24 protein-coding genes and 1 tRNA gene are annotated in these 25,132 nt (G+C 53.4%); 7 read left to right on the forward strand and 18 right to left on the reverse strand.

Annotated features, from left to right (window positions below; all coding sequences use genetic code 11):
* Window positions 1-28 precede the first annotated feature (28 nt).
* Window positions 29-1,516 (forward strand): amidophosphoribosyltransferase, encoded by a 1,488-nt coding sequence (gene purF, locus WG31_RS12145; protein ID WP_063354685.1) that lies wholly within the window; start codon window positions 29-31, stop codon window positions 1,514-1,516.
* Between the two features lie 82 nt (window positions 1,517-1,598).
* On the opposite strand, the gene WG31_RS12150 is transcribed toward purF, so the two are convergent.
* Genes WG31_RS12150 through WG31_RS12160 form a run of 3 tightly spaced genes read right to left on the reverse strand, consistent with a single transcriptional unit; the run spans window position 1,599 to window position 5,477 of the window.
* Window positions 1,599-2,297, reverse strand: a complete 699-nt coding sequence (locus WG31_RS12150) for a PqiC family protein (protein ID WP_006115393.1) — start codon at window positions 2,295-2,297, stop codon at window positions 1,599-1,601.
* 4 nt (window positions 2,298-2,301) lie between these two features.
* The gene (locus WG31_RS12155; protein WP_063354686.1) at window positions 2,302-4,011 is read right to left on the reverse strand and encodes a PqiB family protein; all 1,710 of its coding nucleotides are present in this window, start codon (window positions 4,009-4,011) and stop codon (window positions 2,302-2,304) included.
* Window positions 4,008-5,477, reverse strand: a complete 1,470-nt coding sequence (locus tag WG31_RS12160) for a paraquat-inducible protein A (RefSeq protein ID WP_063354687.1) — start codon at window positions 5,475-5,477, stop codon at window positions 4,008-4,010. The genes WG31_RS12155 and WG31_RS12160 overlap by 4 nt, the downstream gene beginning before the upstream one ends.
* Before the next feature lie 171 nt (window positions 5,478-5,648).
* Here WG31_RS12160 and WG31_RS12165 point away from each other — a divergent pair.
* Window positions 5,649-5,721: transfer RNA gene (locus WG31_RS12165), tRNA-Thr, on the forward strand.
* 88 nt (window positions 5,722-5,809) lie between these two features.
* Here WG31_RS12165 and WG31_RS12170 read toward each other — a convergent pair.
* The 11 genes from WG31_RS12170 to WG31_RS12220 all read right to left on the reverse strand — a co-directional run bounded on the left by WG31_RS12170 (window position 5,810) and on the right by WG31_RS12220 (window position 14,448).
* Window positions 5,810-7,498, reverse strand: a complete 1,689-nt coding sequence (locus WG31_RS12170; protein ID WP_063354688.1) for an ArnT family glycosyltransferase — start codon at window positions 7,496-7,498, stop codon at window positions 5,810-5,812.
* Window positions 7,492-8,265, reverse strand: a complete 774-nt coding sequence (locus WG31_RS12175; protein WP_063354689.1) for a glycosyltransferase — start codon at window positions 8,263-8,265, stop codon at window positions 7,492-7,494. The genes WG31_RS12170 and WG31_RS12175 overlap by 7 nt, the downstream gene beginning before the upstream one ends.
* A gap of 26 nt (window positions 8,266-8,291) precedes the next feature.
* The gene (gene atpF / locus WG31_RS12180; RefSeq protein ID WP_006115398.1) at window positions 8,292-8,795 is read right to left on the reverse strand and encodes a F0F1 ATP synthase subunit B; all 504 of its coding nucleotides are present in this window, start codon (window positions 8,793-8,795) and stop codon (window positions 8,292-8,294) included.
* A gap of 23 nt (window positions 8,796-8,818) precedes the next feature.
* The gene (locus WG31_RS12185; protein ID WP_063354979.1) at window positions 8,819-9,400 is read right to left on the reverse strand and encodes a F0F1 ATP synthase subunit B family protein; all 582 of its coding nucleotides are present in this window, start codon (window positions 9,398-9,400) and stop codon (window positions 8,819-8,821) included.
* Between the two features lie 49 nt (window positions 9,401-9,449).
* Entirely contained in the window at window positions 9,450-9,674 is a 225-nt protein-coding gene (locus WG31_RS12190) for an ATP synthase subunit C family protein (RefSeq protein WP_003624142.1), read from the reverse strand.
* 55 nt (window positions 9,675-9,729) lie between these two features.
* Entirely contained in the window at window positions 9,730-10,479 is a 750-nt protein-coding gene (locus WG31_RS12195) for a F0F1 ATP synthase subunit A (protein WP_063354690.1), read from the reverse strand.
* A 55-nt stretch (window positions 10,480-10,534) separates the two neighbouring features.
* Entirely contained in the window at window positions 10,535-10,837 is a 303-nt protein-coding gene (locus WG31_RS12200; protein WP_063354691.1) for an AtpZ/AtpI family protein, read from the reverse strand.
* 119 nt (window positions 10,838-10,956) lie between these two features.
* Window positions 10,957-11,886, reverse strand: coding sequence for a signal recognition particle-docking protein FtsY (gene ftsY, locus WG31_RS12205; RefSeq protein WP_063354692.1), 930 nt, complete (start codon window positions 11,884-11,886; stop codon window positions 10,957-10,959).
* 1 nt (window position 11,887) lies between these two features.
* Window positions 11,888-13,132 carry a tRNA (N(6)-L-threonylcarbamoyladenosine(37)-C(2))-methylthiotransferase MtaB gene (gene mtaB, locus WG31_RS12210; protein WP_063354693.1) on the reverse strand — a complete coding sequence of 415 codons (1,245 nt, stop codon included), beginning with the start codon at window positions 13,130-13,132 and terminating at the stop codon, window positions 11,888-11,890.
* Window positions 13,129-13,941 (reverse strand): diaminopimelate epimerase, encoded by an 813-nt coding sequence (dapF, locus tag WG31_RS12215; RefSeq protein ID WP_063354694.1) that lies wholly within the window; start codon window positions 13,939-13,941, stop codon window positions 13,129-13,131. The genes mtaB and dapF overlap by 4 nt, the downstream gene beginning before the upstream one ends.
* Window positions 13,942-14,046: 105 nt before the next feature.
* Window positions 14,047-14,448 (reverse strand): VOC family protein, encoded by a 402-nt coding sequence (locus WG31_RS12220; protein ID WP_063354695.1) that lies wholly within the window; start codon window positions 14,446-14,448, stop codon window positions 14,047-14,049.
* Between the two features lie 45 nt (window positions 14,449-14,493).
* On the opposite strand from WG31_RS12220, the gene WG31_RS12225 reads away from it, so the two are divergent.
* Complete coding sequence (locus WG31_RS12225) at window positions 14,494-16,563, forward strand: hypothetical protein (RefSeq protein WP_063354696.1); 2,070 nt, start codon at window positions 14,494-14,496, stop codon at window positions 16,561-16,563.
* 121 nt (window positions 16,564-16,684) lie between these two features.
* On the forward strand, window positions 16,685-18,439 hold the full coding sequence (locus WG31_RS12230; RefSeq protein WP_006115408.1) for a DEAD/DEAH box helicase: 1,755 nt from the start codon (window positions 16,685-16,687) through the stop codon (window positions 18,437-18,439).
* 60 nt (window positions 18,440-18,499) lie between these two features.
* On the opposite strand, the gene WG31_RS12235 is transcribed toward WG31_RS12230, so the two are convergent.
* Complete coding sequence (locus WG31_RS12235; protein WP_231621206.1) at window positions 18,500-19,147, reverse strand: hypothetical protein; 648 nt, start codon at window positions 19,145-19,147, stop codon at window positions 18,500-18,502.
* Between the two features lie 184 nt (window positions 19,148-19,331).
* Between WG31_RS12235 and WG31_RS12240 the strand changes: the two genes are divergently transcribed.
* Window positions 19,332-20,924 carry a S10 family peptidase gene (locus WG31_RS12240; protein ID WP_063354697.1) on the forward strand — a complete coding sequence of 531 codons (1,593 nt, stop codon included), beginning with the start codon at window positions 19,332-19,334 and terminating at the stop codon, window positions 20,922-20,924.
* Window positions 20,925-20,990: 66 nt separating this feature from the next.
* Here the strand turns inward: WG31_RS12240 and rpsI are convergent, their stop codons facing one another.
* Window positions 20,991-21,479 carry a 30S ribosomal protein S9 gene (gene rpsI, locus WG31_RS12245; protein WP_003624653.1) on the reverse strand — a complete coding sequence of 163 codons (489 nt, stop codon included), beginning with the start codon at window positions 21,477-21,479 and terminating at the stop codon, window positions 20,991-20,993.
* 5 nt (window positions 21,480-21,484) lie between these two features.
* Complete coding sequence (gene rplM, locus WG31_RS12250) at window positions 21,485-21,961, reverse strand: 50S ribosomal protein L13 (protein ID WP_006115057.1); 477 nt, start codon at window positions 21,959-21,961, stop codon at window positions 21,485-21,487.
* A 206-nt stretch (window positions 21,962-22,167) separates the two neighbouring features.
* On the opposite strand from rplM, the gene WG31_RS12255 reads away from it, so the two are divergent.
* On the forward strand, window positions 22,168-23,499 hold the full coding sequence (locus tag WG31_RS12255) for a hypothetical protein (protein WP_063354698.1): 1,332 nt from the start codon (window positions 22,168-22,170) through the stop codon (window positions 23,497-23,499).
* The gene (locus tag WG31_RS12260) at window positions 23,499-24,371 is read left to right on the forward strand and encodes an NAD(P)H-binding protein (RefSeq protein WP_063354699.1); all 873 of its coding nucleotides are present in this window, start codon (window positions 23,499-23,501) and stop codon (window positions 24,369-24,371) included. The genes WG31_RS12255 and WG31_RS12260 overlap by 1 nt, the downstream gene beginning before the upstream one ends.
* Window positions 24,372-24,398: 27 nt before the next feature.
* Here WG31_RS12260 and phoU read toward each other — a convergent pair whose 3' ends face one another.
* Window positions 24,399-25,115, reverse strand: coding sequence for a phosphate signaling complex protein PhoU (gene phoU / locus WG31_RS12265; protein ID WP_006115060.1), 717 nt, complete (start codon window positions 25,113-25,115; stop codon window positions 24,399-24,401).
* Window positions 25,116-25,132 lie beyond the last annotated feature (17 nt).

Below are 25,132 nucleotides of genomic sequence, written 5' to 3' on the forward strand. Positions count from 1 at the left end.
TGACCTTCTGCGGAGGCCCTGCACGCTTATGCTCGCCCATCCCACGCCGTCTGCTTCCTTACCTGATCCACTGACACTGGATGATGACCATCCGCACGAAGAATGTGCTGTCTTTGGTGTCTGGAACGCTAAGGATGCTGCCCCCCTTACCACTCTGGGTTTGCACGCCCTTCAACACCGCGGGCAAGAAGCCGCTGGTATTGTGTGTTTTGACCCGCAGGAACGTCGCTTCCATTCTCACCGGGGCCTTGGCCTTGTCAGTGATGTGTTTGCAGATTCCCGCGTTATGGCCACGCTTAAAGGCACACGCGCCATTGGTCATAACCGCTACGCCACAACAGGCGCTACGCTGCTCCGCAACGTGCAGCCTTTGTTTGCTGAATTTGCGTTTGGCGGCTTGGCCGTTGCCCATAACGGCAACCTCACCAATGCGGACACCCTGCGCAGCGAACTTATCCGCCGTGGTTGCCTGTTCCAATCCACGACAGATTCGGAAGTTTTCATCCATCTGATTGCCATCTCTCTGTACGCAACAGTAGAAGACCGGCTGATTGATGCGCTTAAACGGGTAACCGGCGCATATTCGTTGGTTGTGCTATCTGAAGAAGCGCTGATTGGTGTGCGAGACCCCATGGGTGTGCGCCCGCTGGTGCTCGGCAAGCTGCCATCTGAAGATGGTAAACAACCTTCTTGGGTGCTCGCATCAGAAACCTGTGGTCTGGACATTATCGGCGCAGAATTTGTGCGTGATGTGGAACCGGGCGAACTGGTTGTAATTGATGAAAACGGTATCCGCTCTTTGCGTCCATTTGGTGACACGCATCCACGCTTTTGCGTGTTTGAATACATCTACTTCGCACGCCCTGATTCTGTTCTGGAAGGCTTGCCTGTTTACGAAGTGCGTAAGCAGATCGGCCACGAACTGGCGCGCGAAAGCCATGTAGATGCAGATGTTGTGGTGCCAGTGCCCGATTCTGGTGTGCCTTCTGCTATCGGCTATGCTGAAGCCAGCGGCATTCCTTTTGAACTGGGCATTATCCGCAACCATTACGTGGGCCGCACCTTTATCGAACCCACAGATCAGATCCGGCATTTGGGCGTGAAGATGAAACACTCCCCCAACCGCCCTATTCTGAGCGGCAAGCGCGTTATTCTGGTGGATGATTCCATTGTGCGCGGCACCACATCCCGCAAGATTGTGGATATGGTGCGGGCTGCTGGTGCAACAGAAGTGCATATGCGCATTTCTTCCCCACCCACACGGCATTCCTGCTTTTATGGCATTGATACGCCAGAACGCAGCAAGTTGCTGGCCGCCCAGAATGATCTGAAAGCCATGGCGGAACTCATTGGCGTAGATAGCCTTGCCTTTATCTCGCTTGATGGGTTGTATCGCGCTATGGGTTATAAAGACCGTCAGTCGAGCGATGCCCGCTATTGCGATGCCTGCTTTACGGGGGAATATCCTATCCCCCTTATTGACCATGATGCGGAATTTGGCCCGGGCACCGCCTGAAGCCAGCATTCTCACCAAATAAAAAAGCGGCCAAGTTGGCCGCTTTTTTTGTAACCTTTATTCTCCACGCTTTCGCGCAAGATCACCCATGCTGTGCTTTCTTGCGCACAATAGTATGCCGCCCAGAAGATTGCCCGGAAGGAAGCTGGCGCAACTGCTGCGCAGCAACATCTGCCAATTGGCCCAGAAGCTGGCTTAACACCTGTACCATTGGCATGGTGGCACTGGCCTGTGTGCCTTGCAGTGTAAAGTTCTGCATATAATACTGCTCATCCTTACCGGGAGCGCCAGCAGAAGCAGGCTGGATGGATAACGTGGCATCCAACTCCACATTACCTGATGGGCCAGTTGAGAAGCGGCTGATGGACATATCCACATAGGCCTCTGGTTCTGTCGCCACTGTATCATTCTCTACAAACACGCCTGTACCCGGCAGGCGCTGTGCCAGATCACCCGCCATAACGCGGCTGATCTGTGCTGGCAGAGAATCACTCCATGCATCAGCAGAAGATACTGTAAGTTTATAGCCACTATCTGCCGTAACAATCCGATCCCGATCCAGACCAGATGCCACGGTTGGTAGGCGCACTTCTACAAAGCGCGGGCCACCCGGTTGCGGTTGGCCGGGCGTAACCGCCAATGTGTAAAGTGAAGGGCTACCGCCAGAGCATGCGGTTAGCGTAACAGCCATAACACCCAACCCGGCCACACCACTCAGGCGGAGCAACATACGCCGGTCAAGACGGGTGTTCATGGGCTTACAAGAAACAGTTTGCGTCATGATCTTATCGTCCTGAAAGCAGTGCGGAAGGATGATTGGTCAGGAAGTCTGACAGGAAACGCAGGGAGCGCGCTGTCTGCCCCAACTGCACCACCATGGATTGCAGATTGCGATGGAAATCACTGTTGCCGCCATAACTGGCCAGCAAGCGGTTGGCATTTTGCAGGGTTTGATCAAGCTGCTGTGCCATTTCTGGTAGACGCTTGCTCAACGGTGCCATGCCGTTGCGCAGATCCTTTGTAAGAGCCTGCAGGTTCTGCATGGAATTCCGCAACCCAACCAGAGACTGCTTTACGTCTGGGCTCACCAGTGTCTGATCTGCATGGGCTAGCAGGTTATTGGCGTTTGTACCAATCTGTTCAAATGGCATCGCGGCCAAACGAGATGTAATGGTGGACAGGGAATCCATAATCCCGCCCATACCACCAGCTTGGCTTGGAATAACCAGCGTTGCGCCTTCCATGCTGGTTGTAGCGGGCGCTGGGTTCTTGATAAAGTTGAGGGAAATCATCCCCTCACCCGTCAGAAAGCTCACGCTATCTGTTGAGGCACGCAGGCCGTTCGCTACCAAAGTGCGGAACATGTCTGTCAGATTATTATTCCGTAGCTCAGCCGAAGACAGCACACGTTCAGGCTGCACTTCCATGCCAATACGTACGCGCGGATGCCCGGGGTTGGAGCTTAGGTCCAGCTTTACACTGGTTACATTCCCCACCTGAATCCCAAACATCGTCACCTGGCTGCCAACATCCAGACCTTTGACAGAAGACATCACATAAGTAGCAAGGGGCACGCGCTCACGGTAGCCCGCATTATCTGCATCCTCATGCGTGTCATACAGCTTGAACACCGTATTAGCCGGAGCCTCTGATGCCGGGTGCATGCGGCTTTCTGCAACAGGTGGCAAACCAAAAGCCACGCCACCAGAAAACAAAGCCTGCAAGGATTGCAGCTGCACTTTAAGCCCACCGGCACCAAATCCAACCTTAACGCCAGACACATTCCAGAAGCGGGAATTGGTGTTCAGGTAATGGTCATAAGGGTCGCGCACAAAAATCTGGATCATCACCGGGCCGCGGCCGCCGGGTGGCATGGTGTACCCCAGCACTTCCCCAACATCCACATCACGGAAGAAAACAGGGGCGCCCTGCCCGATAGACCCAATATTACCCGCTACCAGCGTGTAAATACGGCCCGGCTGATCAGACCGCACACCCGGGGGCGCTTCCAACCCTTCAAACGTTGTGGTGCGTTTGCCTGCCGGGTGGCCATTTTTGTTCAGGCCAGGATCAAACGCAATATACGCACCAGACATCAGGGTTTCCAAACCGGTAATGCTGGCCCCATTGATACGCGGACGCACAACCCAAAACCGGCCGCTATCCGTAAGCATATCATTCGTACCCTTGTTCATACGGATACGCACTTTGACATGCCGCAGATCATCAGTCAGCGAAACATCTTCCACCGTACCTAAAACCACAGATTTGTTTTTCACCTGTGTCTGGCCGCTGGTCAAACCATCTGCCGTATCAAATACAACGGTAATTTCTGGCCCGTTATCCATAAAACTGCGCCAGACCAGAAAGCCCGCAATCAGTACGGAAACAATGGGGATAATCCAGATAATGGAAAACCGAATGCGCCTTACCAGAGCATCCTGAGCACTTTCCCCTTCTGGAGGAGAGAAATGATTATGACTGTGTCCGTTCACGCCCTGTCCGGCTCCATGTTGTCCCAATATGCAGCGGCCTCAATTTTTGCCGGACAATTTTGCCCGGCATCGGCTGGGGCCGTATCGCCGTTTTTGCCCGCTGCATCCCACATCAGCCGAGGGTCAAATGCATGCACTGCAAAAATTGTCAGCACCACTACGGCGGCAAAACATACCACACCACCATTGGCGCTGATGCTGGCCATACTGCTGAAGCGCACCATAGCCACCAGAATGGAAACCATGAACACGTCAATCATAGACCAGCGCCCGATAACATCTACCAGCCTGTAAAGTCTGGATCGAGCAGGCAGATTTCGTGCAGAATGGCACTTGGTGCTGATCACCATAAACATCAGCCCGATAATTTTAAGAACGGGCACCAGCACACTGGCAAAAAGTACCAACAGGGAAAGCGGGATCATGTTGCTCTCCCACAGCTCTATGGCCCCTTCCACAATAGTATGCCCTGTTCCCGCACCCAGCCGGATAACGGTCATAACCGGGTAAATATTGGCAGGCAGGTAAAACACCACCGCAGAAACAAGCAGCGCCACAGTGCGGGCAATGCTGTCTGGCTTGCGTTGCCGCAACACATGCCCACAGCGTGGGCAAAAACCCAGTGGAGCTGTTTGATCCAACTTTTCATCAAACACCAGCACCGCAGAGCAAGAAAGGCAGGATACCATATGGCTGGCTGGTGGGATCTGATCATCCGGCCCGATTTCTTCGCAGGTCAGACGCACACGTTGATTATCCATCCGCCGCAAACTGGTATCTGTTTGCCTGCGTCGCCAAATCAGTTCCGTATCCAAAGTGGCATCTGTGGCAGACATGGTAACCATAAGTGAGGCAACCAGAAAGACCGCTGCCCCAACTTGTACGTAAGCCATATCTGACAGCTTGGTATAGGCCACGAAAACGCCCAGAATATATACTTCCACCATCGACCACGGGCGTAAACGTTCATACCACTTCAGAAGATGCGGCACCCAGAACGGCAGCTTGGGCTGAAGCGCGCCCACCAGCACAAGCATCATCATGCTGATAACAAGCCCCGGCACAATAATGGTGGCTATTGCCACCAACACGCCAATTTCGCCCCAGCCCTCATGCAGTAATTCTATCGGGCCGGTAAGGATATCTACGGTTCTCTCCCGCCCATACAGATCCAACATCATCAAGGTGGAAAGCAGCATGGCCAGGTAGAGAGATGCCGAACTGATGCAAAAGGCCAATGGCGTTGCGATAGGAGAGGTACGATTACGCCGATCCAGCAACTGCCCACACCGACAACACCGTGCCTGTGTTCCGGGCTTAAGCTCTGAAAGGTGCTGGTAATGGCCACAACAGGGGCATTCAACAATACCCTGCACAAGCCGAACATGCCGCTTTTCATCAACCGGAACATTCTGCCCGGGATTAAGGGCCTCCCGCACCAGGCCAAATAACTGCGACATATTCATACGGATAGTTCTTAAAACGAAAAAACCGTTCCGTCACACTCAAAACAGAATGGCACCCCTGCTTAAAGCCAGAAATGCCGTTTTGTTGTTGTTCAAGTCACCGGGTGAATTGCAATTTCTCCTTGCGTAGGCATGGGGATCATGATAGTCACCGCCCCGCAAACAAAATGTGCCCGCTTAGCTCAGTTGGTAGAGCACGTCATTCGTAATGATGGGGCCGGTGGTTCGAATCCGCCAGCGGGCATTTCCTTTTGCACTTCCCAAAATACTGAATACGCTTTTGCATTATGCTGTAGAATTGCGTTTTATATCCACCCAATCAAACAGATTTATTACTTTGGTGGCGTATTCAGCTTGTACAAACTTATAAGCAAATGGCGGCCGTTAGAATAATTCATTCCACCTACAGTGCCCAGACTGACGGCATCTTTCGCTTTATTCCCCAGCGCTGCCATAAATACTGAGATATCTCGCTTATCAACAAGCGCGACCGTGCATTTTGCATCTGCCTTCATGGCTGATGCCGCATTTTCTGCGCCTGTTAGCAGCACTTTGCCCCCAAGCAGAAAGACCAGACTGGGTTCAGAAAATGACACTGAAACAACATGCGACTCTGCACATGGTTGGTGTGCCTGCACCAGTGCTGTCAGGCGTGGTGCCAACCAGATGCTCTGAATCTGCGGCACAACAACTGTAAACAGCCCCACATAAAGCAGTACGGCAGCAGCCACACTGCTTAACGCTGCCTGCTGCAAACGCGCACGCGTAATGTACCACGCAGAAAGACCAACAAGCGGCAACACACCCACAGCCAAAACAATTGCTGCTACAGATATCTGGTGTTCAAGCACCCAAACAAGCGTTGGACCGGCAACCGCCAAGGCAATACCTACCAAAGCCCATGCAACAGCATAAATGCCTAGCAATACCTTGCCCCAAACACGAACAGGCCAATTGCGCCATACATCCCCACCCTGAACCAGAAACGCGGCTGTAAGAATGGCAATAGCTGGATAAGTAGGCAGCACGTAATGCGGAAGCTTTGTAGCAATAGCTTCAAACACCAGCCAATGCGGCATAATCCAGCACAGCAAATAGCGCACAGTCTCTTGCTTACGCGCATGCCAAACCAAGGGCACCACGCACGCAGCGAAAAACGATCCAGGCCAGAACGCCAGCAGGAAAACCAGCAGATGGTAACCTGGCGGCAGCCCATGCGCTTGCTGCCCGGAAGCCACTTTGCCTAAAAAATTGGTGCCAACAGCATTCCGAAAAAATTCACCGTGGCTCACAACCCCAATAGCTACACACCACGGCACCAGAATAGCAGCAGACAAAAGCCAGCCCCATGCCGGACGCATTCTGCGCCACAAACCGAAATCCCGCTCCAGCATCCCCAACACCAGTGGTGTGGCAAGAGATGGGATAAGAATGACCGGCCCTTTCAACATCAAGCCGCAGCCAATAGCGCCCCAATACAGCAAAGCCCGTTTGACTGGTGTGGCCACGCCTTGCTGGCAATCTCGCAAAGCACCTGTTAGCGCCAATTGGGCCAGCAGCACCGTAAGCAACAAGCAGGAATCGATCGTAGCCATCCGGCTTTCTGCTGCCACCAGAACAGAAGCCATAAACAGCAAACCCGCACCAAGTCCGGCCGATGCTCCAAACAGCATGGAGCCAATAAGCGCCGTTAGAACAACGGCACCAGACATGGCCAAAAGCGAGGGAATGCGATACGGCCATACAACCCGCTGATGCTGCATGCCTGTAAGAGAAACAGCAGCAGCCTCCAGCCAGTAAATACCAGCGGGCTGTAAATAACGTGGTTTGTCCTGAAAGCGCACATCTACAAAGTTGTGCGATTCTAGCATCTGCGCCGTGGCTTCCATGTATCGGGGTTCATCCCGATCGAATGGTGGCGTAACGGCCCGTCCCGGCAAAAACAGCAAAAAAGCAGCAAGGCCTAAGAGCAGCAGGGCTTTAATAGAAAGTGGTTGGTGACCGTTTTTCTGCTTCAGCATTCACGAATCGATTTTGGAAGATGTGTGCGATTCCGTAACCACATCACGCCCAGCAGATCCCGCACCCCAACGACAGCACGATTGAAGTTGGTATATTTAGACTGCCCATGCAAACGCGGCCTGTGTGTAACTGGGTGACACACCAACGGCACACCGTAAGATGCAAACAATGCCGGAAGAAAACGATGCAAACCTTCAAACTGCGGCAAGCGCAGAAAGTCTGCTCGCTGAAAAATTTTGATCGGCGCACCTGTATCCGGGCACTGATCATTTAGTAATTTTTGTCGCAGCCCGTTAGCGAAACGTGTTGCAAACCGGCGAGACCAATCATCTTTACGGCGCGTGCGCACCCCTACAACAAGCGGTGGCCTACCCTTGGTAGCCTGTGCCTGCGCAAGGGAAATCAACTTACCAAGTTCACGCGGATCATCCTGGCCATCGCCATCAATTGTGGCAATCCAAGTCCCTCGGGCAGTTGTAATGCCTGTACGCAACGCGGCAGACTTACCGCAACGCCGATCATGAGAAAGAATACGCAAGTTCGGCAAACACTCATCCCGCAAGCGTTGCAAAACTTCTACGGTTTGATCTTGGCTGCCGTCATCCACAAAAACAACTTCGGCCGCAGGCAATTGCTGCATGGCCTCGGCTAATTCTCGGCAAACCTGTGGCAGGTTATCCTGTTCATCCAAAACAGCAATAACGATGCTCAGTACGAACTGAGCATCGTTATGCTGTGACGGTGCGGCTGAAACCAGACCTGTCACATCTTCACCATTCAGCTGATAATGTTTCAGGCTGCCTTGCGCGCAAGAGCGGCAGGCAAACCAGCCAGCGCCTGATCAACAAGCCCTGCGGCTTTCTGTTCATCAAGCGTCTGAGGAATAACACCATTGGCAGCCTGTACAGCCACATCAATTGCAAGCTGGCGCACTTCTTTAATAGCAGCACGTTCTACAGCAGCAATACGATCACGTGCCATTTGTTCATGGCGCTGCACAGCGGCTTCTGCCTCTGCGCGTGCTTTCTGGGCCATTTCGGCAGCCTGCTGATGAGCCTGCTCCACATAAGATTTGGCTTCTGCCAGTGCCTGCTCACGATCACGCGTGGCATCTTCTAGCATCTGCTCTGCTTCTCTTCTCAAGCGGGCAGCTTCATCCAGTTCTTCACGGATACGGTTGGCGCGGCTGTCCAGAATGGTGGCAATAGGCCCCCAAATCTTTTTACCAACCAGCACAAAGAACAGAACAAACGAAACAGCGACCCAGAAACCCGCTTCGTGAAAAATGCCAGACATGACGAAAATTCCCCCGGAGCTGGTCAGATAGTGCTGTGCGCCGAAGCGCTTTCAACCTTCTGGGCAACAAGCTGAGCATCAGGCACAATACCCGTCAGACGCTGAACCAGAGCCTGCGTGGTATCACCCGCAATTTCTTTAAGCGCACTTAATGCACGCATTTTTTCCTCAGCCACGCGTTTTTCGGCATCAGCAATTTCTGCTGTTACCCGCGCGTTGATTTCCTGCATCTGCTGTTCGGCTGCTTTATGTTCTTCTGCCAGAACCTGATCAAGATGCGCCTGGGCTTCTGCCATAGCATCTTTACGGGCCTGCTGAAGTTCAGCAACAGCTTTATCGGCATCCTGCTTGGCCGCACGTGCAATTTCCAGATCCCCGGAAATACGCTTGCTACGGTCTTCCAGCACCCGGGCAATACCGGGCAGCATGGCTTTGCTGAGCACCATATAAAAGACGAAGAAAATTACCGCGCCCCACATAACCTGACCGGTTACAAGGGGGTTGGCAAAATCTAGCTGAGGCATTCCCGTGGCATATGCACCAGGCGCGGAAACGGCCAGAAGAGACACACCGGAAACCGTTGCGAACAGACCGGCACGAAGCATCTTCTTAATCACACCCACAGGAATGTTCTCCTCTTTCCTGAAAGCTTTCTCAGACGAACAGGATCAGGAACGCGATCAGCAGCGCGAACAGAGCGATAGCTTCTGTCAGAGCAAAGCCGAGCATACCCAGACCGAACACATGCGGACGGGAAGCCGGGTTGCGCGCAATGCTGCTTACCAGCGTGGAGAAGATGTTGCCGAGGCCGATACCAACGCCGGCAAGGGCGATCACGGCGATACCTGCACCGATTTCCCGGGCTGCAGCGATGTCCATATCAGTCACTTCCTTGTTTCAAGTACAGTTCAAACGAAACGGGCAAAGCAGCTCCTCAGTGAGCCACGGCCTCCCGCAGGTAGATGCACGTTAGAATGGCAAACACATAGGCCTGCAACACACCAACAAGCAACTCAAGAGCCATCAGTGCCACGTTAATGGCAATCGGCCCAACCGCAAACACGTCACCCACCACACCAAAACCGGCGAGCATGACAACAAAGCTTGCGAAAATATCGAACATGACATGCCCGGCAACCATGTTGGCGAACAGTCGGATGGAGAGGCTGACAGGACGCGAAAGAAAAGAAAGAATTTCAATCGGGATCAGCAGCGGAGCCAGGAATGGGCTAGCGCCTTCCGGCATAAAGTGCGCAAAGAAATGCAGCCCCTGCACCTTAAGGGAGACAATAACCGTAAGCACAAACACCATCATGGCCAACGCAAAGGTTACAGCAATATGGCTGGTAAACGTAAAGGAAAACGGCAGCAGACCAATATAGTTACCGGCCAGAATAAAGAAGAACAGCGTGAAGATGAATGGGAAGAAAGCCGTGCCTTCTGGCCCGATCGTATCAACCGCCATGTTATGAATAAATTCGTAACAAACTTCTGCTGCGGCCTGCAAACGCCCGGGAACCACCGCTGCTGGGCGCATACCAAAATACAGGAATGCCAGAACCAGACACACTGCCACAATCATGTACAGGGGGGATTGGCTGAAACGCAATGCTTCGCCCAGCCCACCAAGAACGGGATGAAGCTCAAACTGTTCAAGTACGTTGATGCTGGAACCGCCCGCCACAACCGCTCTCCTAAAACCCTTTACCGCATCCGAATCATATCCGGATTACAGCTTCTTACTTACCGTCTATCGACTTGACCAGCCGCCAAACATTCAGCACGCCAGCACCTCCGCCCATCAGTGCGAAAATAATGAGAAAAACTGCCCGGGTTTTCAGCCAGTGATCTAGCTCCCACCCAATGGCAACGCCCACTATCAGTGCTGAAAGCATTTCTGCCCCAGCTCTTAGCGCCAACCCAGGAAGAGATTGCTCTACAGCATCTTCTTTCTCGGCTGAATCTTCCTTTTTTTCCAGACCGGAGCGGCGTTCTGCCGCCTTTAGCCGAGCATCAAAGGAATCGTTACCGTTCTTACTCATTCTTCGCCCCTTCAGAGGGGTGCAGGCGCTTGCTAACGGGGCTGTCATATCCTGTCAAGAAACCATGATGGGTAGATGCATCAAAATCTGTCTTTTCCATCATAATTCCCCACAAAAAATCAGACTGTGTCCGTCACACCCACTAAACCGCGCGCATAATCCACAGCGGAGAACGGCCGCAGATCTTCTGCCTGTTCACCTACACCCACAGCATGCACAGGCAACCCAAACTGATCAGCCAGCGCCACCACAATGCCCCCACGGGCAGAACCATCCAATTTTGTCACGACCAAACCGGTCACATTCACAAGTTCGCGAAACACACGCACCTGCTCCACGGCATTCTGGCCAGTTGTGGCATCTAACACCAACAACACGGAATGTGGTGCTGTTTCATCGAACTTACGCATGACGCGAATAATCTTGGCAAGTTCTTCCATCAACGCACTTTTATTGTGCAAGCGGCCAGCCGTATCTACAAACAGCAGATCAGCCCCTTCCGCCTTACCGCGCTTAAGTGCCTCAAAGGCCAGACCAGCCGCATCTGCACCGGGAGGACCGGCAATAACCGGGCAACCCGTTCTTTCACCCCAGATCTGCAACTGCTCTACAGCAGCGGCGCGGAAGGTATCACCCGCCACCATCATCACCTTCTTACCTTCTTCGGTAAAAAAGCGGGCCATTTTGCCAATAGTGGTGGTTTTACCTACGCCATTCACACCTACCACCAGCACAACATGGGGTTTGTGTTCTGGATCAGGCTCAAAAGGCTTTGCAACGGGCTTAAGAATCGCGGCAATTTCGTCTGCCAAAGTTGTCCGGATTTCCTCATCCGTCACTTCGGTTCCGAAACGGGAGGAACGGAAGGATTCGATAATACGCTCTGCAACAGCCGGGCCCATATCTGCTGTAATCAGCAGGTCTTCCAGCTCTTCCAGCGCTTCGTCATCCAGCTTGCGCTTGGTGAAAATGCCCGTAATCCCCCCACCCAGTTTTTGGGTGGAACGCGACAAGCCCTGCTTGAGACGAGAGAAAAAACCAAGCGCCATCTCAGATCCTTTCCACCACCAGCCCGGCCTTATCGGCCATTGTGGGCTGAAGGGTTATAATTTCCCCCACTTCGGCTTCACCCTGCGCAAGCCGCACTGGCGCAAACTGTTCACTATGGCCGGTTGTGGGGGTTTCCATCAGCACACGTAGCGGCTGACCTATAAGACTTTCATAATACCGGGCGGCAGAAACCGCCCCCACCTCCCGCAACTGCGCAGCACGTGCCTTGCGCTCGGGCACAGGCACCGCGCGCATACGCGCAGCAGGCGTTCCTGGGCGTTCACTATACGGAAAGACATGCAGATACGGCAGCGCCTGCTGAGCAAGAAAATTGCGTGTTTCTTCAAACAGCGATTCGTCTTCTGTTGGAAAGCCCGCAATAATATCAGCACCAATTCCAATATCTGGCCGCAAGCTTCTGGCACGTTCCACCACCCGCGCCGCATCGGCCACCAAATGCCGCCTCTTCATACGTTTAAGAATAAGGTCTGACCCAGCTTGCAAAGAAAGATGCAGATACGGCATAAAACGCGGCTCTTCTGCCAGAAGCTGCCAGATATCCTCGTCAATTTCTACCGGATCAACCGAAGACAGACGCATCCGCTCCAACTCTGGCACCAAACGCAACACACGGCGGCAAAGCTGACCAAGCACCGGTTTGCCGGGCAGATCTTCCCCCCAGGATGTCATATCTACCCCGGTGAGCACGACTTCCCGATACCCAGACTGCACCAAAGCACGCACCTGCTCCACCACTGCACCAACTGGTACAGACCGGGAAGGCCCGCGTCCAAACGGAATGATGCAAAACGTGCACCGATGATTGCACCCTTGCTGAACCTGCACAAAGGCCCGTGTACGGCCTGCAAATTCAGTAACCAGATGCGCGGCGGTTTCCTTGGCCGCCATGATATCGGATACAGCAAGCGGCTGAGACAAAGCAGCGGCAGACCAACTTTCGGCCTTTAGCTTTTCCTCATTCCCCAACACACGGGCTACGCCGGGCAGATCACTCCAGCTTTCGGGGTTAATCTGGGCAGCACACCCGGTAACCACAATACGAGCGTCCGGGTTTTCACGATGCGCCCGACGAATAGCCTGTCGCGCCTGCCGCTCTGCTTCTCCCGTAACGGCACAGGTGTTCACGATAATTACATTATCCAGTGAAGATGCGTGATTACGCATCACTTCACTTTCCCATGTGTTCAAACGGCAGCCAAATGTGAGAATTTCCGGCTTGCTCATTCCGGGTACGCGGCCAGATCAACCGTCCCTTCAAAAGCTGTTGTTGCAGAGCCTGTCATGAGCACATGATTGTTTGGTGCCCATTCAATCTGCAAAATACCACCATCCAGCTCGACTTCACACACACGCTCTACCAAACCGCGCCGCGCCGCATTCACCACCGCGGCACATGCGCCAGAACCACAGGCCTCCGTCACACCGGCTCCACGTTCATGCACCTTAAGCCGCATACGTGCAGATCCATCAATACGCGCAAACCCAATATTGGCCCGTTCAGGAAAAAGCGGATCATGCTCCAGCGCCTGCCCTTGGGAGAGACGCGCAAAATCTTCCACAAAAAACGTTGCGTGCGGGTTCCCCATAGATGCAGCCGCGGGATCACCCTCCAATGGCAGATGCAGCGTATCCATTTCCGCAACCAAAGGCACATCCTGCCAGTTCAGGCGAGGTTCACCCATATCTACCGTAATCAGCCCGTTTTCTTCTATCCGTGCAGGCAAACGCCCAGCACGCGTTTGCAGCACAGGCGTTCTGTTGTCCGTTTCACGCCAGATCAGATCAGCCACACAGCGTGATGCATTTCCGCACGCGCCTGCCTCTGATCCATCGGGATTAAAAAAGCGCACAAAAACGTCTGCCCCTTCCGCACAGGCCGGACGCAACGTTACCAACTGGTCACACCCAATGCCACGGTGCCTATGCGCCAAGGCAGCAATACGGGCTGGCGTAAGGGGCAAATGCCCACCACGCTCGTCCAGAATGACGAAATCATTCCCCAGACCATGCATTTTACGGAAAGATGTCAGCATGCTGTGGCTTATACGCCACTTTAAGCGCCGATGCCATGAGAGAAAGCAGCCAACAGGCCCGGAAATCAGTCTTTTCCGCGCCCTGCTGGCATAATTGTAACGTGCTTACACAAAGCGCCCCGGAGCACCGCGCTGCAATACTTCAATTTTATAACCATCCGGGTCTGTCAGAAAGAAGAACTGCCCAACCACATGGCCTTTGTTTTCCAGCGTTTTAACCGGCGTAACCGGGTGCCCGGCAGCTTCCATACGCGCATGTTCACGCTGCACATCTGCAACAGACACGGCAAGATGGCCGTAACCCTCACCTAAATTATAAGGCTCAGTCCGCCCGTGGTTAATTGTAAGTTCAAGCTCAAATGTCTGCTCATCATTTGCCAGATATACCAATGTAAAACTCTCAAATTCAAACCGACCCACAGGTTTGATGCCTAACGTATCTGCATAAAAATGTGTGGATCGTGCCTCATCCAACACCCGCAACATGCTGTGGATCATCTTGGCCATAAAAATATTCCTTTACCAAACAGAGCATAATAAAAACCGAAGCCTGTGCTTAACGCACATCTTTTTTCCCTGAAATTATTTTTTAAGGAGAGAGCTCTTTACGGCAAGGCAAGGAAAATGGTTCACATTCATATAAGAACCACTTCAACAATATTTGAAAAGCGAATGCGCATCTTCCGCCAGTTTTCCTGCCGCATGGCACATCATATTAAAACAGGCCTATGCATGGGCACTGTGCTGGCTTCTGGCGGAATGGCCATGAATTACGCTTTTCCGGCTTATGCCGCGGCAGATGATGCGGCCTCCCTTGATGCGTTGGAACAGCAAATTTCGCGCATTCAAGCCGAACAGCACGAATTGCAAAAAGCGTTGGTAAGCGTGCAAAAGCAGATTGCCCAGCGGCGCGGCACAGCACACGCCAGCAATGGCAACTCCTCTACGGGCAGGGCTGTTTCTGGCAGCCACCACGCAGTTGCCAACTCAGGTTCAGGCTCTGGTGTTACCGTTGCCATGCAGGATGGCACAATTGCCAGCACAGCCTCCACTGATCCAGGTATTAGTGCGCCAGCCTCAACGCGTTCTGGCGGCTCCTTGCGCCATGCTATGGGCCCAGATGCACAACCTGTGTTTTCTGGCAAAAATGATACCCCGGAAGTGGAATCTGTTGTCGGGCATCGCGCAGAAGATATGATTGCCCGCATTGCAGACAACCAGGTTGGCGCGCATCAGCGTGAAACTGCTGGCGCACAGGCTGCTGGCGCGCTGGGTGACCACGGGGTGTTCCACCTTGGGCCGCTTACCCTGATTTTGGGTGGTTTTTTGGATGCCGCAGCGGTGGAATCAAACCGCCATACCTCCACCGGCACCTTCAACTATTGGGCGGACATGCCTTACAAAGGGGATGCCCGTTACCATACAGACAACTTTGAGGGTAGCGCACGTTACAGCCGCATTTCTCTTATGGCTCGCGGCAACATAGATAAAAACTCCACCATTTCCGGCTTTTACGAAATGGACTTCGGGGCTGGCGCCTCCACAACAGATCCGTACGAAAGTAACAGCTACACTTTCCGTATGCGCCAGCTTTATATGGCCTACGATAACAGTGCTCTGAACTTCCACTTTCTGGCTGGGCAAGCATGGAGCATGCTCACACCAGGCCGCGTGGGTATTATTCCGCGTCAGGAAAATCTACCACTCACCATCGAATCCTCCATGCTGGCAGGCCAGACATGGGCGCGGCAGCTACAGTTCCGGTTTGTAAAAGACTTTTTCCAACACAGACTGTGGGCCGGTCTTTCCATCGAAAACTCGGCCACGCTGTATAATGTTGACAGCTTTTCCAGTGTGACGGATGGGCAAGTGCGCTTACCAAACGGGCGTATTGCAACCATAGGGTATGACGGCACCGGCCTGACCAACAATGCCCTTTTCCCTAACGAAATTGCTCCAGACATTATTGGCAAACTGGCATGGGACCCACACTGGGGCCACTACGAAGTTGAAGGCATTCTGCACTTTCCTCATACACGTGTTTCTGAACTTGGGGGCGGGCGCAACCATACTGCCATTGCTGGTGGTGGTGGTGGCTCTGTTGTCCTTCCAGTTCTGCCGCATAAGGTAGAGGTGCGTCTTGCTGGTTTGGCTGGGGTGGGTATTGGCCGTTACGGGTCTGTGCTGCTGCCGGATGCCACGCTTAATTCTAAAGGTGAACCCTCACCAATTCCATCCATACAAGGCACGGCTGGTATCATTGCCCATCCTAACCAACTTATCGATGTGTATGGTTACTTTGGGTATCAGCAGGCTGGACGTCGTTACTTTAATGCCAATGGCTCTGCCTATGGGTATGGCAACCCATCGTTTGATAACAGCGGCTGTAATGTTGAAATGGCCACCGAGCTTTCAACCCTTGGCTGCACAGGCAACACCCGCAGCGTCATGGAAGCCACCGTTGGCGCATGGTATCGTTTCTTCAAGGGCCATTACGGCACTGTGGAAGCCGGTTTGCAGCTTGCTTATTCCCGCCGCAAGGCTTGGGAAGGGCTAGGTGGCGCGCCAAGTGCTGGTATGAGCCAGGTTTTTATGGATTTCCGCTATCTTCCTTTCCAGTAAAAGCGCATAATTCCTGTGCTATAAAATCATGCAGTACAGGGTTCTGCCGTCAAACTACTAGCTTTTCCGGGCAGGAACCTTTATCTCGCATTTCTATTCCCGTTGCCCGGATCCGGATTGTATGCCTTTTCAGAATGCTCCTGCCCCTCTCGCTCGTGCTCTTGCTGCACGCGGCTTTACTGCTCCTACCGCTGTTCAGGCCGCCGTTCTGGCCGATGATGCCAAAAATCGCGACCTGCTGGTTTCAGCCCGCACCGGATCTGGCAAAACTGTTGCTTTCGGCCTAACGCTGGCTGACCTGCTACTGAATGATGCAGGCCGCTGCGTGCCGTCTGGCGCGCCTATTGCTCTGGTTATTGCCCCCACGCGTGAACTTGCTTTGCAGGTACGCAGTGAGCTGGAATGGCTGTACGCCGAAACCGGCGCACGGATTGTTTCTTGCGTTGGTGGCATGGAACCCCGCAAGGAAGCCCGCGCCCTTGCCTCTGGCTGCCACATTGTTGTGGGCACGCCGGGCCGCCTGTGTGACCATCTGCGCCGCGGTGCACTTGATCTTTCACACCTGAAAGCCGTGGTACTGGATGAAGCAGATGAAATGCTTGATCTGGGCTTCCGTGATGAGCTGGAAACCCTGCTGGACGCCATGCCCAAAGAGCGGCGTACCCTGCTGTTTTCCGCAACCATTGCCCGCGATATTGCAGCCCTTGCACGCCGCTATCAGCAGGATGCCCTGCGCATTGACACGGTGGGGACAAACACCCCCCATGCCGATATTACCTACCGCGCCGTTCTGACAGAACAGGGCGATATGGCAGGCACGGTTGTAAACGTACTGCGGCTGATGGAATCCTCCGCTGCCATCGTTTTCTGCCATACGCGTGAAGCTGTACGCCAGTTGCAGGCGATTCTGACGGAACGCGGTTTTTCCTCCGTCGCCATTTCAGGTGATCTGGGACAGAATGAACGCAGCCGCGCCATAGAAAGCCTGCGCCACGGCCAAGCCCGTGTATGCGTGGCAACAGACGTGGCCGCTCGCGGTATTGATATTCCGGATTTGGGGCTGGTTATCCATGCCAGCCTGCCTTCCAACCCGGCAACCTTGCTGCATCGCTCCGGTCGTACAGGCCGCGCAGGCAAAAAAGGCACTTGTGTACTGCTGGTACCGCCAGCACGCAGAAGATTGGCAGAGCGTCTGCTTCAGGCCGCCAAGGTAACCGCAGAATGGAGCGGTGCCCCTACTCCGGCAGCTATTGCTACTGCGGATGCCGAACGCCTTTTGGCTGCGCCATTCCTTTCTGCCCCAGCACCAGAAGATGCAGAAACACAAACGCTGATCAGTCGCCTAGCTGCCGAACACACACCAGAGCAACTTGGGGCGGCCCTTGTTGGCCTGTGGCATAAAAGCCTGCCTGCCCCTGTTTCCGTGCGGGTGCTCACACCAGATGCACGCCGTGCTGCCCCGCGTGAGCGTGATCCCAACCGTCCTGTGCGCGAAAGAGAACGCGCACCCGCCATGGATGGCAAATGGTTCCGTCTTTCTGTTGGTCGTGAAGATCGGGCAGACCCCAAATGGCTGGTGCCTATGCTGTGCCGGTTGGGGAACATTAAAAAGCAGGATATCGGGTCTATCCGTATCACGCAGGATCATACACTGGTTGAAATTTCTCCAGATAAAGCCGAGCAGTTTGCATCTTGCGCCTCTGCTACGGACCCGGACGAAATTACAGTTGAACCCGCAGCAGCACCCCGCAAAGGTGGCGGTGGCGGATCTCGCCCAGCCTATGCTGATCGGAAACCAAAAGGTGGTCGCTCTTTTGCACCACGTCGGGAAGGCGCTAGCAAAAGCAATTCTTCCCGCAAGCGTAAGCCGAAATAAACTTTATACGCATCAACTCATCAGGCCGCACGTAGCGGCCTGATGTCGTTTAAGCCAGCCTTACAAAGGCGGTAGAGTGGTTGCATCCCGAAGGTCGGAAGAAACCCGGTCTTTCTGAGCTTTCCAAGCCTTCCGCGTATTTTCCCCCGCATTATTCCAACGATCTGTAACATTTTTTTCTGCATTGGTTACACGGTCGCGTTGAGCCTGCAGCTTCTCACGTGCTTCCTCACCACTGTTGTTCCAGCGGTCACGCACATTCTTTTCCGCGTTGGTTACACGGTCGCGTTGAGCCTGCAGCTTCTCACGCGCTTCCTCACCACTGTTGTTCCAGCGGTCACGTACATTCTTTTCCGCGTTGGTTACACGGTCGCGCTGAGCCTGTAGCTTCTCACGTGCTTCCTCGCCACTGTTATTCCAGCGGTCACGCACATTCTTTTCCGCGTTGGTTACACGGTCGCGCTGAGCCTGTAGCTTCTCACGTGTTGCTTCGGTGCTGTTGTTCCAACTATTTCGCACCTGATCCCGCGCAGCCTGACCACTATTTCTGAAACCAGATGTCAGATTATTTGCATCATTACGCACGCTGTCACGCGTTGCATTCAATTGATCTTTTGCATCCTGCTGTAAGCAACCTGTTAGAGACAAACATGGATCAGCGTGTGCCAAAGATGCCGTACCTGCCAGAGCTGCTACAGATAAACTCATCACCGCAAATTTCTGAACAAATCGCATAATAACCTATTCTTTCTTCAATCCTGTCCACATAAAGCGGAACGTTGATGAATTTTTAGACATGTAATTCTGGCAAAAAATAGTCCACCCCGGCCCTTGCGAGAACACGATTGCAGACGCAGCATAGCGGTAAGTATTTTCGACAGAACCAAGGATCATGCGTATCGTGATGAAACCTGTTTTCCACCCGGCAAAATGGCCAAATTTTAACAAGCTAAAGCTTGCTGGCTCTTTGACTGTTGCCCTTAGCCTCTCCACTACAGCCATAGCCGCAACTGAACCATCACCACCGCCCGCCAAGGCCGCCCCCTCGGTAACGGGGCCCGCTCCAGCGCAAATCCAAACAGATACATTCCACAATGCAGCCGCCCTGCTGCCGCAAGATGCCATCACACATCACACTGGCATTTTTGATAAGCGAAAGATCTCCTACACAGCCCATACCGGCACCCTGACTTTACGGGATGATGATGGCGCCCCTACTGCACGTGTTTTTTACGTTGCCTACACGCAGGATGGCGTAGATCCGGCACATCGGCCTGTTGCCTATTTCTTTAACGGAGGGCCCGGCGCAGGTACGGCATACCTACATCTGGGTGCCGCAGGCCCCTCTATTCTTTCTTTCCCCAATGGCAACCCGGCAGATGGTGCCAACGCCCAGCTTACCCCCAACACAGAAAGCTGGCTGGCTGCGGCGGATCTGGTGTTTATAGATGCCCCCGGCACTGGCTGGTCTATCCCCACAGATGCTAAAAAAGCTGCCAAAACATTTTATGGCGTCAAACAAGATGCCCACGCATTTGCCAAGGCCATTCAGCTTTGGGCGCAAAGCAATAACCGCCAGATTTCTCCGCGCTATCTTGTAGGTGAAAGCTATGGTGGCCTACGCGCCATTGAGGTGGCAGATGCCTTGGCGCAGGATCAGAATATTCTGGTGAATGGGATCATCATGATCTCACCTGCACTGGATATGACATTGCTGGATACGTCCAACGATATTCTGGCAACCAGTTTTGTCCTGCCTTCCTTAGAAGCATCTCAGCTAGCGCTCCAACATAAACTGACACCAGAAAACGCTGCGGGGCATTTGGATAGCGCATACCATTACGCTATTGGCCCTTACCTGAGCACATTGGCCAACGCACCACTTGCCGGAAACGCCGCGCAGGATTTTTACGAAGACGTTGCCACGCATTCCGGCATACCGCTTGAAACGGTGGCAAAAGAACGCGGCATGCTGCAGCCAGAAGCCCATGATGTGCGCAGCCGCAATGGGCGGCTTTATTCTCTGTATGACGGCACGTTTTCTATTGCTGACCCGTTCCCCGAAGGTGTGGAAAATGGTGCAAGCCCTGACCCCATTCTGGATGGCTTTACCCGTGCCTATGGCAGCGCATTTGAGCAATATGCCGCAACCAGCCTGAACTTCCGCACATCACTGAGCTATTCACTTTTGAACATGAAGGTGAATGAGGAGTGGGATTATCGGGATGGTGGCAGCCCCATTGTCCGCCCTATTCCGACGCTCCGCCGCCTTCTGGCACTTAACCCAACCCTGCGGGTTTTTATTGCCAACGGGTATTATGATCTGGTCTGCCCTTTTGCCTCATCCCGCTGGGTGGCTGAGCATATTCCAGTAGGCAGAAACCGCATTGCCCTGCACACATACCCCGGCGGCCATATGATTTACATCCGGGCAGACAGCCGCGCAGCACTTGCGCAGGATGCCAAAACTTTCATGACACCATAAAAAAACGGGTGGGGAATTGCTTCCCCACCCGTTTCTGCCAAACGGTAAACCGTTTTTCCTGACAGATCAGCGCTTGCTGAACTGGAAGGAACGACGAGCCTTGGCGCGACCGTATTTCTTACGTTCCACCTTACGAGAGTCACGCGTAAGGAAGCCAGCAGCCTTAAGGATGCTGCGCAGTTCTGGTTCGTAATGTGTCAGCGCACGGCTGATACCATGACGAACAGCACCTGCCTGACCAGACAGACCACCACCCGTTACGGTGCAAACCACATCGAACTGGTTGTAACGGTCAGACACAAGGAAAGGCTGGGTCAACAGCATGCGCAGCACGGGGCGCGCAAAGTAAGTGCCAACCGGGCGACCGTTAACGGTGATTTCACCCTTGCCAGGCTTGATCCACACGCGAGCAACTGCGTCCTTACGACGGCCTGTTGCATAGGAGCGGCCCTGCGCATCACGCTTGGCTTCATAAACCGGAGCATCAGAAGCAATTTCTGGAACCACGGTCTTCAGATCGGCCAGCGTGCCTGTACGTTCCTGAGTTTCAGACATTCTGCTCAGCCCTTCTGCACGTTAACAACGTTCTTGCGGTTCATGGCCGCAACATCAAGCTGCTGGGGGTTCTGGCCAGCATGCGGGTGTTCTGCACCAGCATAAACATGCAGGCTGCGCATCTGCTGACGCTGCAGCGGACCGCGCGTGATCATGCGCTCCACAGCTTTTTCAACCAGCTGACCCGGATTTTTGCCTTCAAGGCGCTGCTTTACAGTGCGTTCCTTGATGCCGCCGGGGTAACCGGTGTGATAGTGGAAGAGCTTCTGATCAGCCTTGCGGCCTGTCAGGGCAACTTTTTCCGCGTTGATGACAACAACGTGGTCACCGCAATCAACATGCGGAGTAAACTGAGGCTTATGCTTGCCGCGCAGGCGCTGGGCAATGATGACGGCGAGACGACCTAGAGCGAGACCTTCGGCATCGATCAGGATCCAGTTCTTCGTCACCTCCGCGGGCTTCAGCGAGAGGGTGGTCTTCATGACACTGATTCCATACTAGAACAGTTGTGTATCCAAGATGGCGCCTTATGCGGTGCCTAAAACAAAACGTCAAGCATTGTTTGCGTTGATGTCTGTATTTTCAGGGGGTTTTCTATAGGTAACATGTTACCGTACCAGCGCTTGCAGCCCCATCCGCCATGCACTAAAGCTGGTTTTGTGTCCCGAAACAGTAGGATTTCCAACGGGTGAAGAAGAACGTTCTGGTCATGATTTCCGGCATTGCCATTCTAGGCGGCATTGGTTGGCTTGGTGCACGCCATGCCGAACACCTTATGCTGGACAAAAGCATAGAGCGTTTTAGGCAAACCTTGGGGCCTGATGCTTCTTTTACCTACAAAAAAGCCACTCCCGGTGTGCTGGGGCGCAGTGTAAAATTTACCAGCCTTGTATTCCGCCAAGGGCCAGAAACCATAACGGCAGATGAAGCAGAGGTTTCTAAACCCGTTACCAAGGGCTCCGAGTCTCCGCTTATCGAGCATCTTTCCTTCCGCAACTTTCAGATGGCAGATACGGCAGGCAGTTTGCATCTGGCAAAATTGGCCATGGAAGGCGTTACGCTTCCGGTAAAGGAAGACGTGCACACGCCAGCCCATACGCTTTCTATCCAACATGCAGAAGCCACAAAGCTGCACGGGTTTATTGATAGCCTGCAATCCGATATCTCTGCTGATACTGTTACAGTAGATGATTTTGGAGAAAGCATGGCCTCGCATCTTGAGGCCACAAAGCTGCAATTTTCTGCGGATGTCCCCCCTGCCCGCCATGTTTCTGCTGACCATGTTGGCATTGATGGCCTAGATCTGGCTGGGTTGTACAATAGCCTTACAACCGGCGCGGCTTATACTGCCCGCAACGGCACCCGCGATATCCAGATTGATCATCTTGCCATTGATGGCGACAGCCCACTTTTGCGCGCTGTGAAGATTCTGTCTCATTCCAGCAAATCCGAATCTGCTGAGCAGGAAGTTTCCAGCGTGCAGGATGCAGAACTCTGGCCGAGCATGCCTAATCTCGCATGGTTACCCACCCTGGGTTATGATCGCCTACACGCCTCTCTGGTTTTGAACGACACACATGATCTAAAAACAGACAAACTGCATATTGAAGAACTGAGTATAGATGCTGCTCAAATGGGCCGTCTGCATTTGGATGGAGATTTTGCGCAGGCAGGTTCCCACGCTGTTGTGGCTGCAAACGCAGATATGCAGGTTTTACATATGCATATGAACTATATGGATCATGGGCTTGTGCCTAAAATATTGGATCAGGCGGCCAAGGCGCGCAACATGAACCTGCACGATATGCTGGCCACATGGCAGGAACAGACCAAGCAGGGCAATAACCCAATTCTGACCCAAGCACTTACCTATGCCCTACACCCTGAAAAAGGCCCGTTGGATATCTATATCCAGCCGCAACGCCCGCTCCCACTCATGACAGTTCTGGCATCTTTAGGGGCTGTGGGTGTGGCACCACAAATTGCGCAGCAGGTTGGCCTTTCCCTGCATACGCCGTAATGCTGCCTCTTCATACACTTCAACCTGCGCTAGGTCCGGTTCATGTTATTGGAGCCTCAGGCCGTTCTGGGCGAGCTGTGTGTCAGGCTTTGCTGGCACAGGGTATTCCCATCATCCCGGTTGTGCGTAACGCCAGCCGGGCTGATGGGTTAGAAAATATTCGCATTGCCGATCTGACAGCCCCTACCGAGCTTTTAAAACCCGTGTTGGTAGATGCCACGCGTATTGTCTGCACAGCGCACGCGCGTAATATCCCTGCCTTGCTGGCTGCTGCGCCAGCTTCTGCCAAACTGGTATGTCTTGGCAGCACACGTAAATTCACACATTGGCCCGATGCACACGGCAATGGCGTTCTGTTAGGTGAAAAAGCCCTTATGGCCTCGGGGCGAGACAGCATTATTTTACATCCCACCATGATTTATGGCGCTCAGGGTGAAAATAATGTGCAGCGCCTAGCTGCACTCCTACGCTTTTTGCCAGTTATCCCTTTACCAAATGGCGGAACAGCTTTGGTGCAGCCTATCTGGCAGGGAGATGTAACCGCCAGTATTCTGGCCGCACTTGCACAAACATGGCATGGCCCACGCAGCCTTGTTATTGCTGGAAAAAACGCCGTAACCTACAAACAGTTTGTCACTTTGGTGGAACAGGCCAGCGGATTACGCCCGCGCCCATTTATTTCATTACCTGCCAAATTGCTGATGGCGTGCGCCCATGTAACCTCTCGGATTCCGGGGTTACCTGAAATCGGGCCAGATGAAATTCGTCGCCTGCTTGAAAACAAGAATTTCGATATTTCACCAATGCAGCGTTTTTTAGGCGTGCAGCCCATAGATCTGCAGGAAGGATTAGCGCGTACCTTTAAAGGCTGATACGCGCCAACCTTTAATCTTATACAATCAAGACTCTTTATGAGTGTCTTTTCTGGCAGCGCCACCGCGTGGGCGCACTGCTGGCAGCATATTGCCGGTTACAGCGTAGTACACCCGCTCTGCAATATTGGTGGCGTGGTCACCAATACGTTCCAGGTTTTTCGCAACAAACAAAAGATGGATACATGGGCCGATCTTACGCGGATCTTCCATCATATACGTGACCAGTTCACGGAACATGGCTGTATACAGCTCATCCACAGCGGTATCTGCATTCCACACTTCCATGGCGCGGGTGCTGTCATTTTCCACCATGGCCTCAATGGCCTTGTGCAGATTTTCCTGAACAAGACGCGCCATTGCCCGTAACGGGCTGAAGGAAAACGCACCGTCCAGCGGCTCCACCTTCATGGCACGGCGGGCAATACTGGAAGCGTAATCACCAATACGCTCCAAATCACCGCTCATTTTCAGAACAGCAACAATCATGCGCAAATCCACCGCCATTGGTGCGCGCAGGGCCAGAATGCGGATCGCCAGCATTTCTGCCTCACGCTCCAGCGCATCCACCTCTGTATCCAGTTCGGGTGGTTCAATAGCGGCTTCTTCGTCCTGATCCACTACTGCGGCAATAGCCTGCGCGGTTTGGCGTTCCACCAAGCCACCCATGCGGGCAACAATTCCACGCAGTCGATCAAGCTCCTGATCGTATCGGGTAACGGTATGTGCGGGTTCGTTTCCCATAACGTGTTCCTTTCTGC

The organism is Acetobacter oryzifermentans, from assembly GCF_001628715.1.
GTDB lineage: Bacteria > Pseudomonadota > Alphaproteobacteria > Acetobacterales > Acetobacteraceae > Acetobacter > Acetobacter oryzifermentans.

Excerpts from the sequence above, each read along its gene's own strand:
- purF (WP_063354685.1), top strand. The coding sequence starts at position 29 with ATGCTCGCCCATCCCACGCCGTCTGCTTCCTTACCTGATCCACTGACA.
- WG31_RS12150 (WP_006115393.1), bottom strand. The coding sequence starts at position 2,297 with ATGACGCAAACTGTTTCTTGTAAGCCCATGAACACCCGTCTTGACCGG.
- WG31_RS12160 (WP_063354687.1), bottom strand. The coding sequence starts at position 5,477 with ATGAATATGTCGCAGTTATTTGGCCTGGTGCGGGAGGCCCTTAATCCC.
- WG31_RS12170 (WP_063354688.1), bottom strand. The coding sequence starts at position 7,498 with ATGCTGAAGCAGAAAAACGGTCACCAACCACTTTCTATTAAAGCCCTG.
- atpF (WP_006115398.1), bottom strand. The coding sequence starts at position 8,795 with ATGTCTGGCATTTTTCACGAAGCGGGTTTCTGGGTCGCTGTTTCGTTT.
- WG31_RS12185 (WP_063354979.1), bottom strand. The coding sequence starts at position 9,400 with ATGCTTCGTGCCGGTCTGTTCGCAACGGTTTCCGGTGTGTCTCTTCTG.
- WG31_RS12190 (WP_003624142.1), bottom strand. The coding sequence starts at position 9,674 with ATGGACATCGCTGCAGCCCGGGAAATCGGTGCAGGTATCGCCGTGATC.
- WG31_RS12200 (WP_063354691.1), bottom strand. The coding sequence starts at position 10,837 with ATGAGTAAGAACGGTAACGATTCCTTTGATGCTCGGCTAAAGGCGGCA.
- ftsY (WP_063354692.1), bottom strand. The coding sequence starts at position 11,886 with ATGGCGCTTGGTTTTTTCTCTCGTCTCAAGCAGGGCTTGTCGCGTTCC.
- mtaB (WP_063354693.1), bottom strand. The coding sequence starts at position 13,132 with ATGAGCAAGCCGGAAATTCTCACATTTGGCTGCCGTTTGAACACATGG.
- dapF (WP_063354694.1), bottom strand. The coding sequence starts at position 13,941 with ATGCTGACATCTTTCCGTAAAATGCATGGTCTGGGGAATGATTTCGTC.
- WG31_RS12220 (WP_063354695.1), bottom strand. The coding sequence starts at position 14,448 with ATGGCCAAGATGATCCACAGCATGTTGCGGGTGTTGGATGAGGCACGA.
- WG31_RS12230 (WP_006115408.1), top strand. The coding sequence starts at position 16,685 with ATGCCTTTTCAGAATGCTCCTGCCCCTCTCGCTCGTGCTCTTGCTGCA.
- WG31_RS12235 (WP_231621206.1), bottom strand. The coding sequence starts at position 19,147 with ATGAGTTTATCTGTAGCAGCTCTGGCAGGTACGGCATCTTTGGCACAC.
- WG31_RS12240 (WP_063354697.1), top strand. The coding sequence starts at position 19,332 with ATGCGTATCGTGATGAAACCTGTTTTCCACCCGGCAAAATGGCCAAAT.
- rpsI (WP_003624653.1), bottom strand. The coding sequence starts at position 21,479 with ATGTCTGAAACTCAGGAACGTACAGGCACGCTGGCCGATCTGAAGACC.
- rplM (WP_006115057.1), bottom strand. The coding sequence starts at position 21,961 with ATGAAGACCACCCTCTCGCTGAAGCCCGCGGAGGTGACGAAGAACTGG.
- WG31_RS12260 (WP_063354699.1), top strand. The coding sequence starts at position 23,499 with ATGCTGCCTCTTCATACACTTCAACCTGCGCTAGGTCCGGTTCATGTT.
- phoU (WP_006115060.1), bottom strand. The coding sequence starts at position 25,115 with ATGGGAAACGAACCCGCACATACCGTTACCCGATACGATCAGGAGCTT.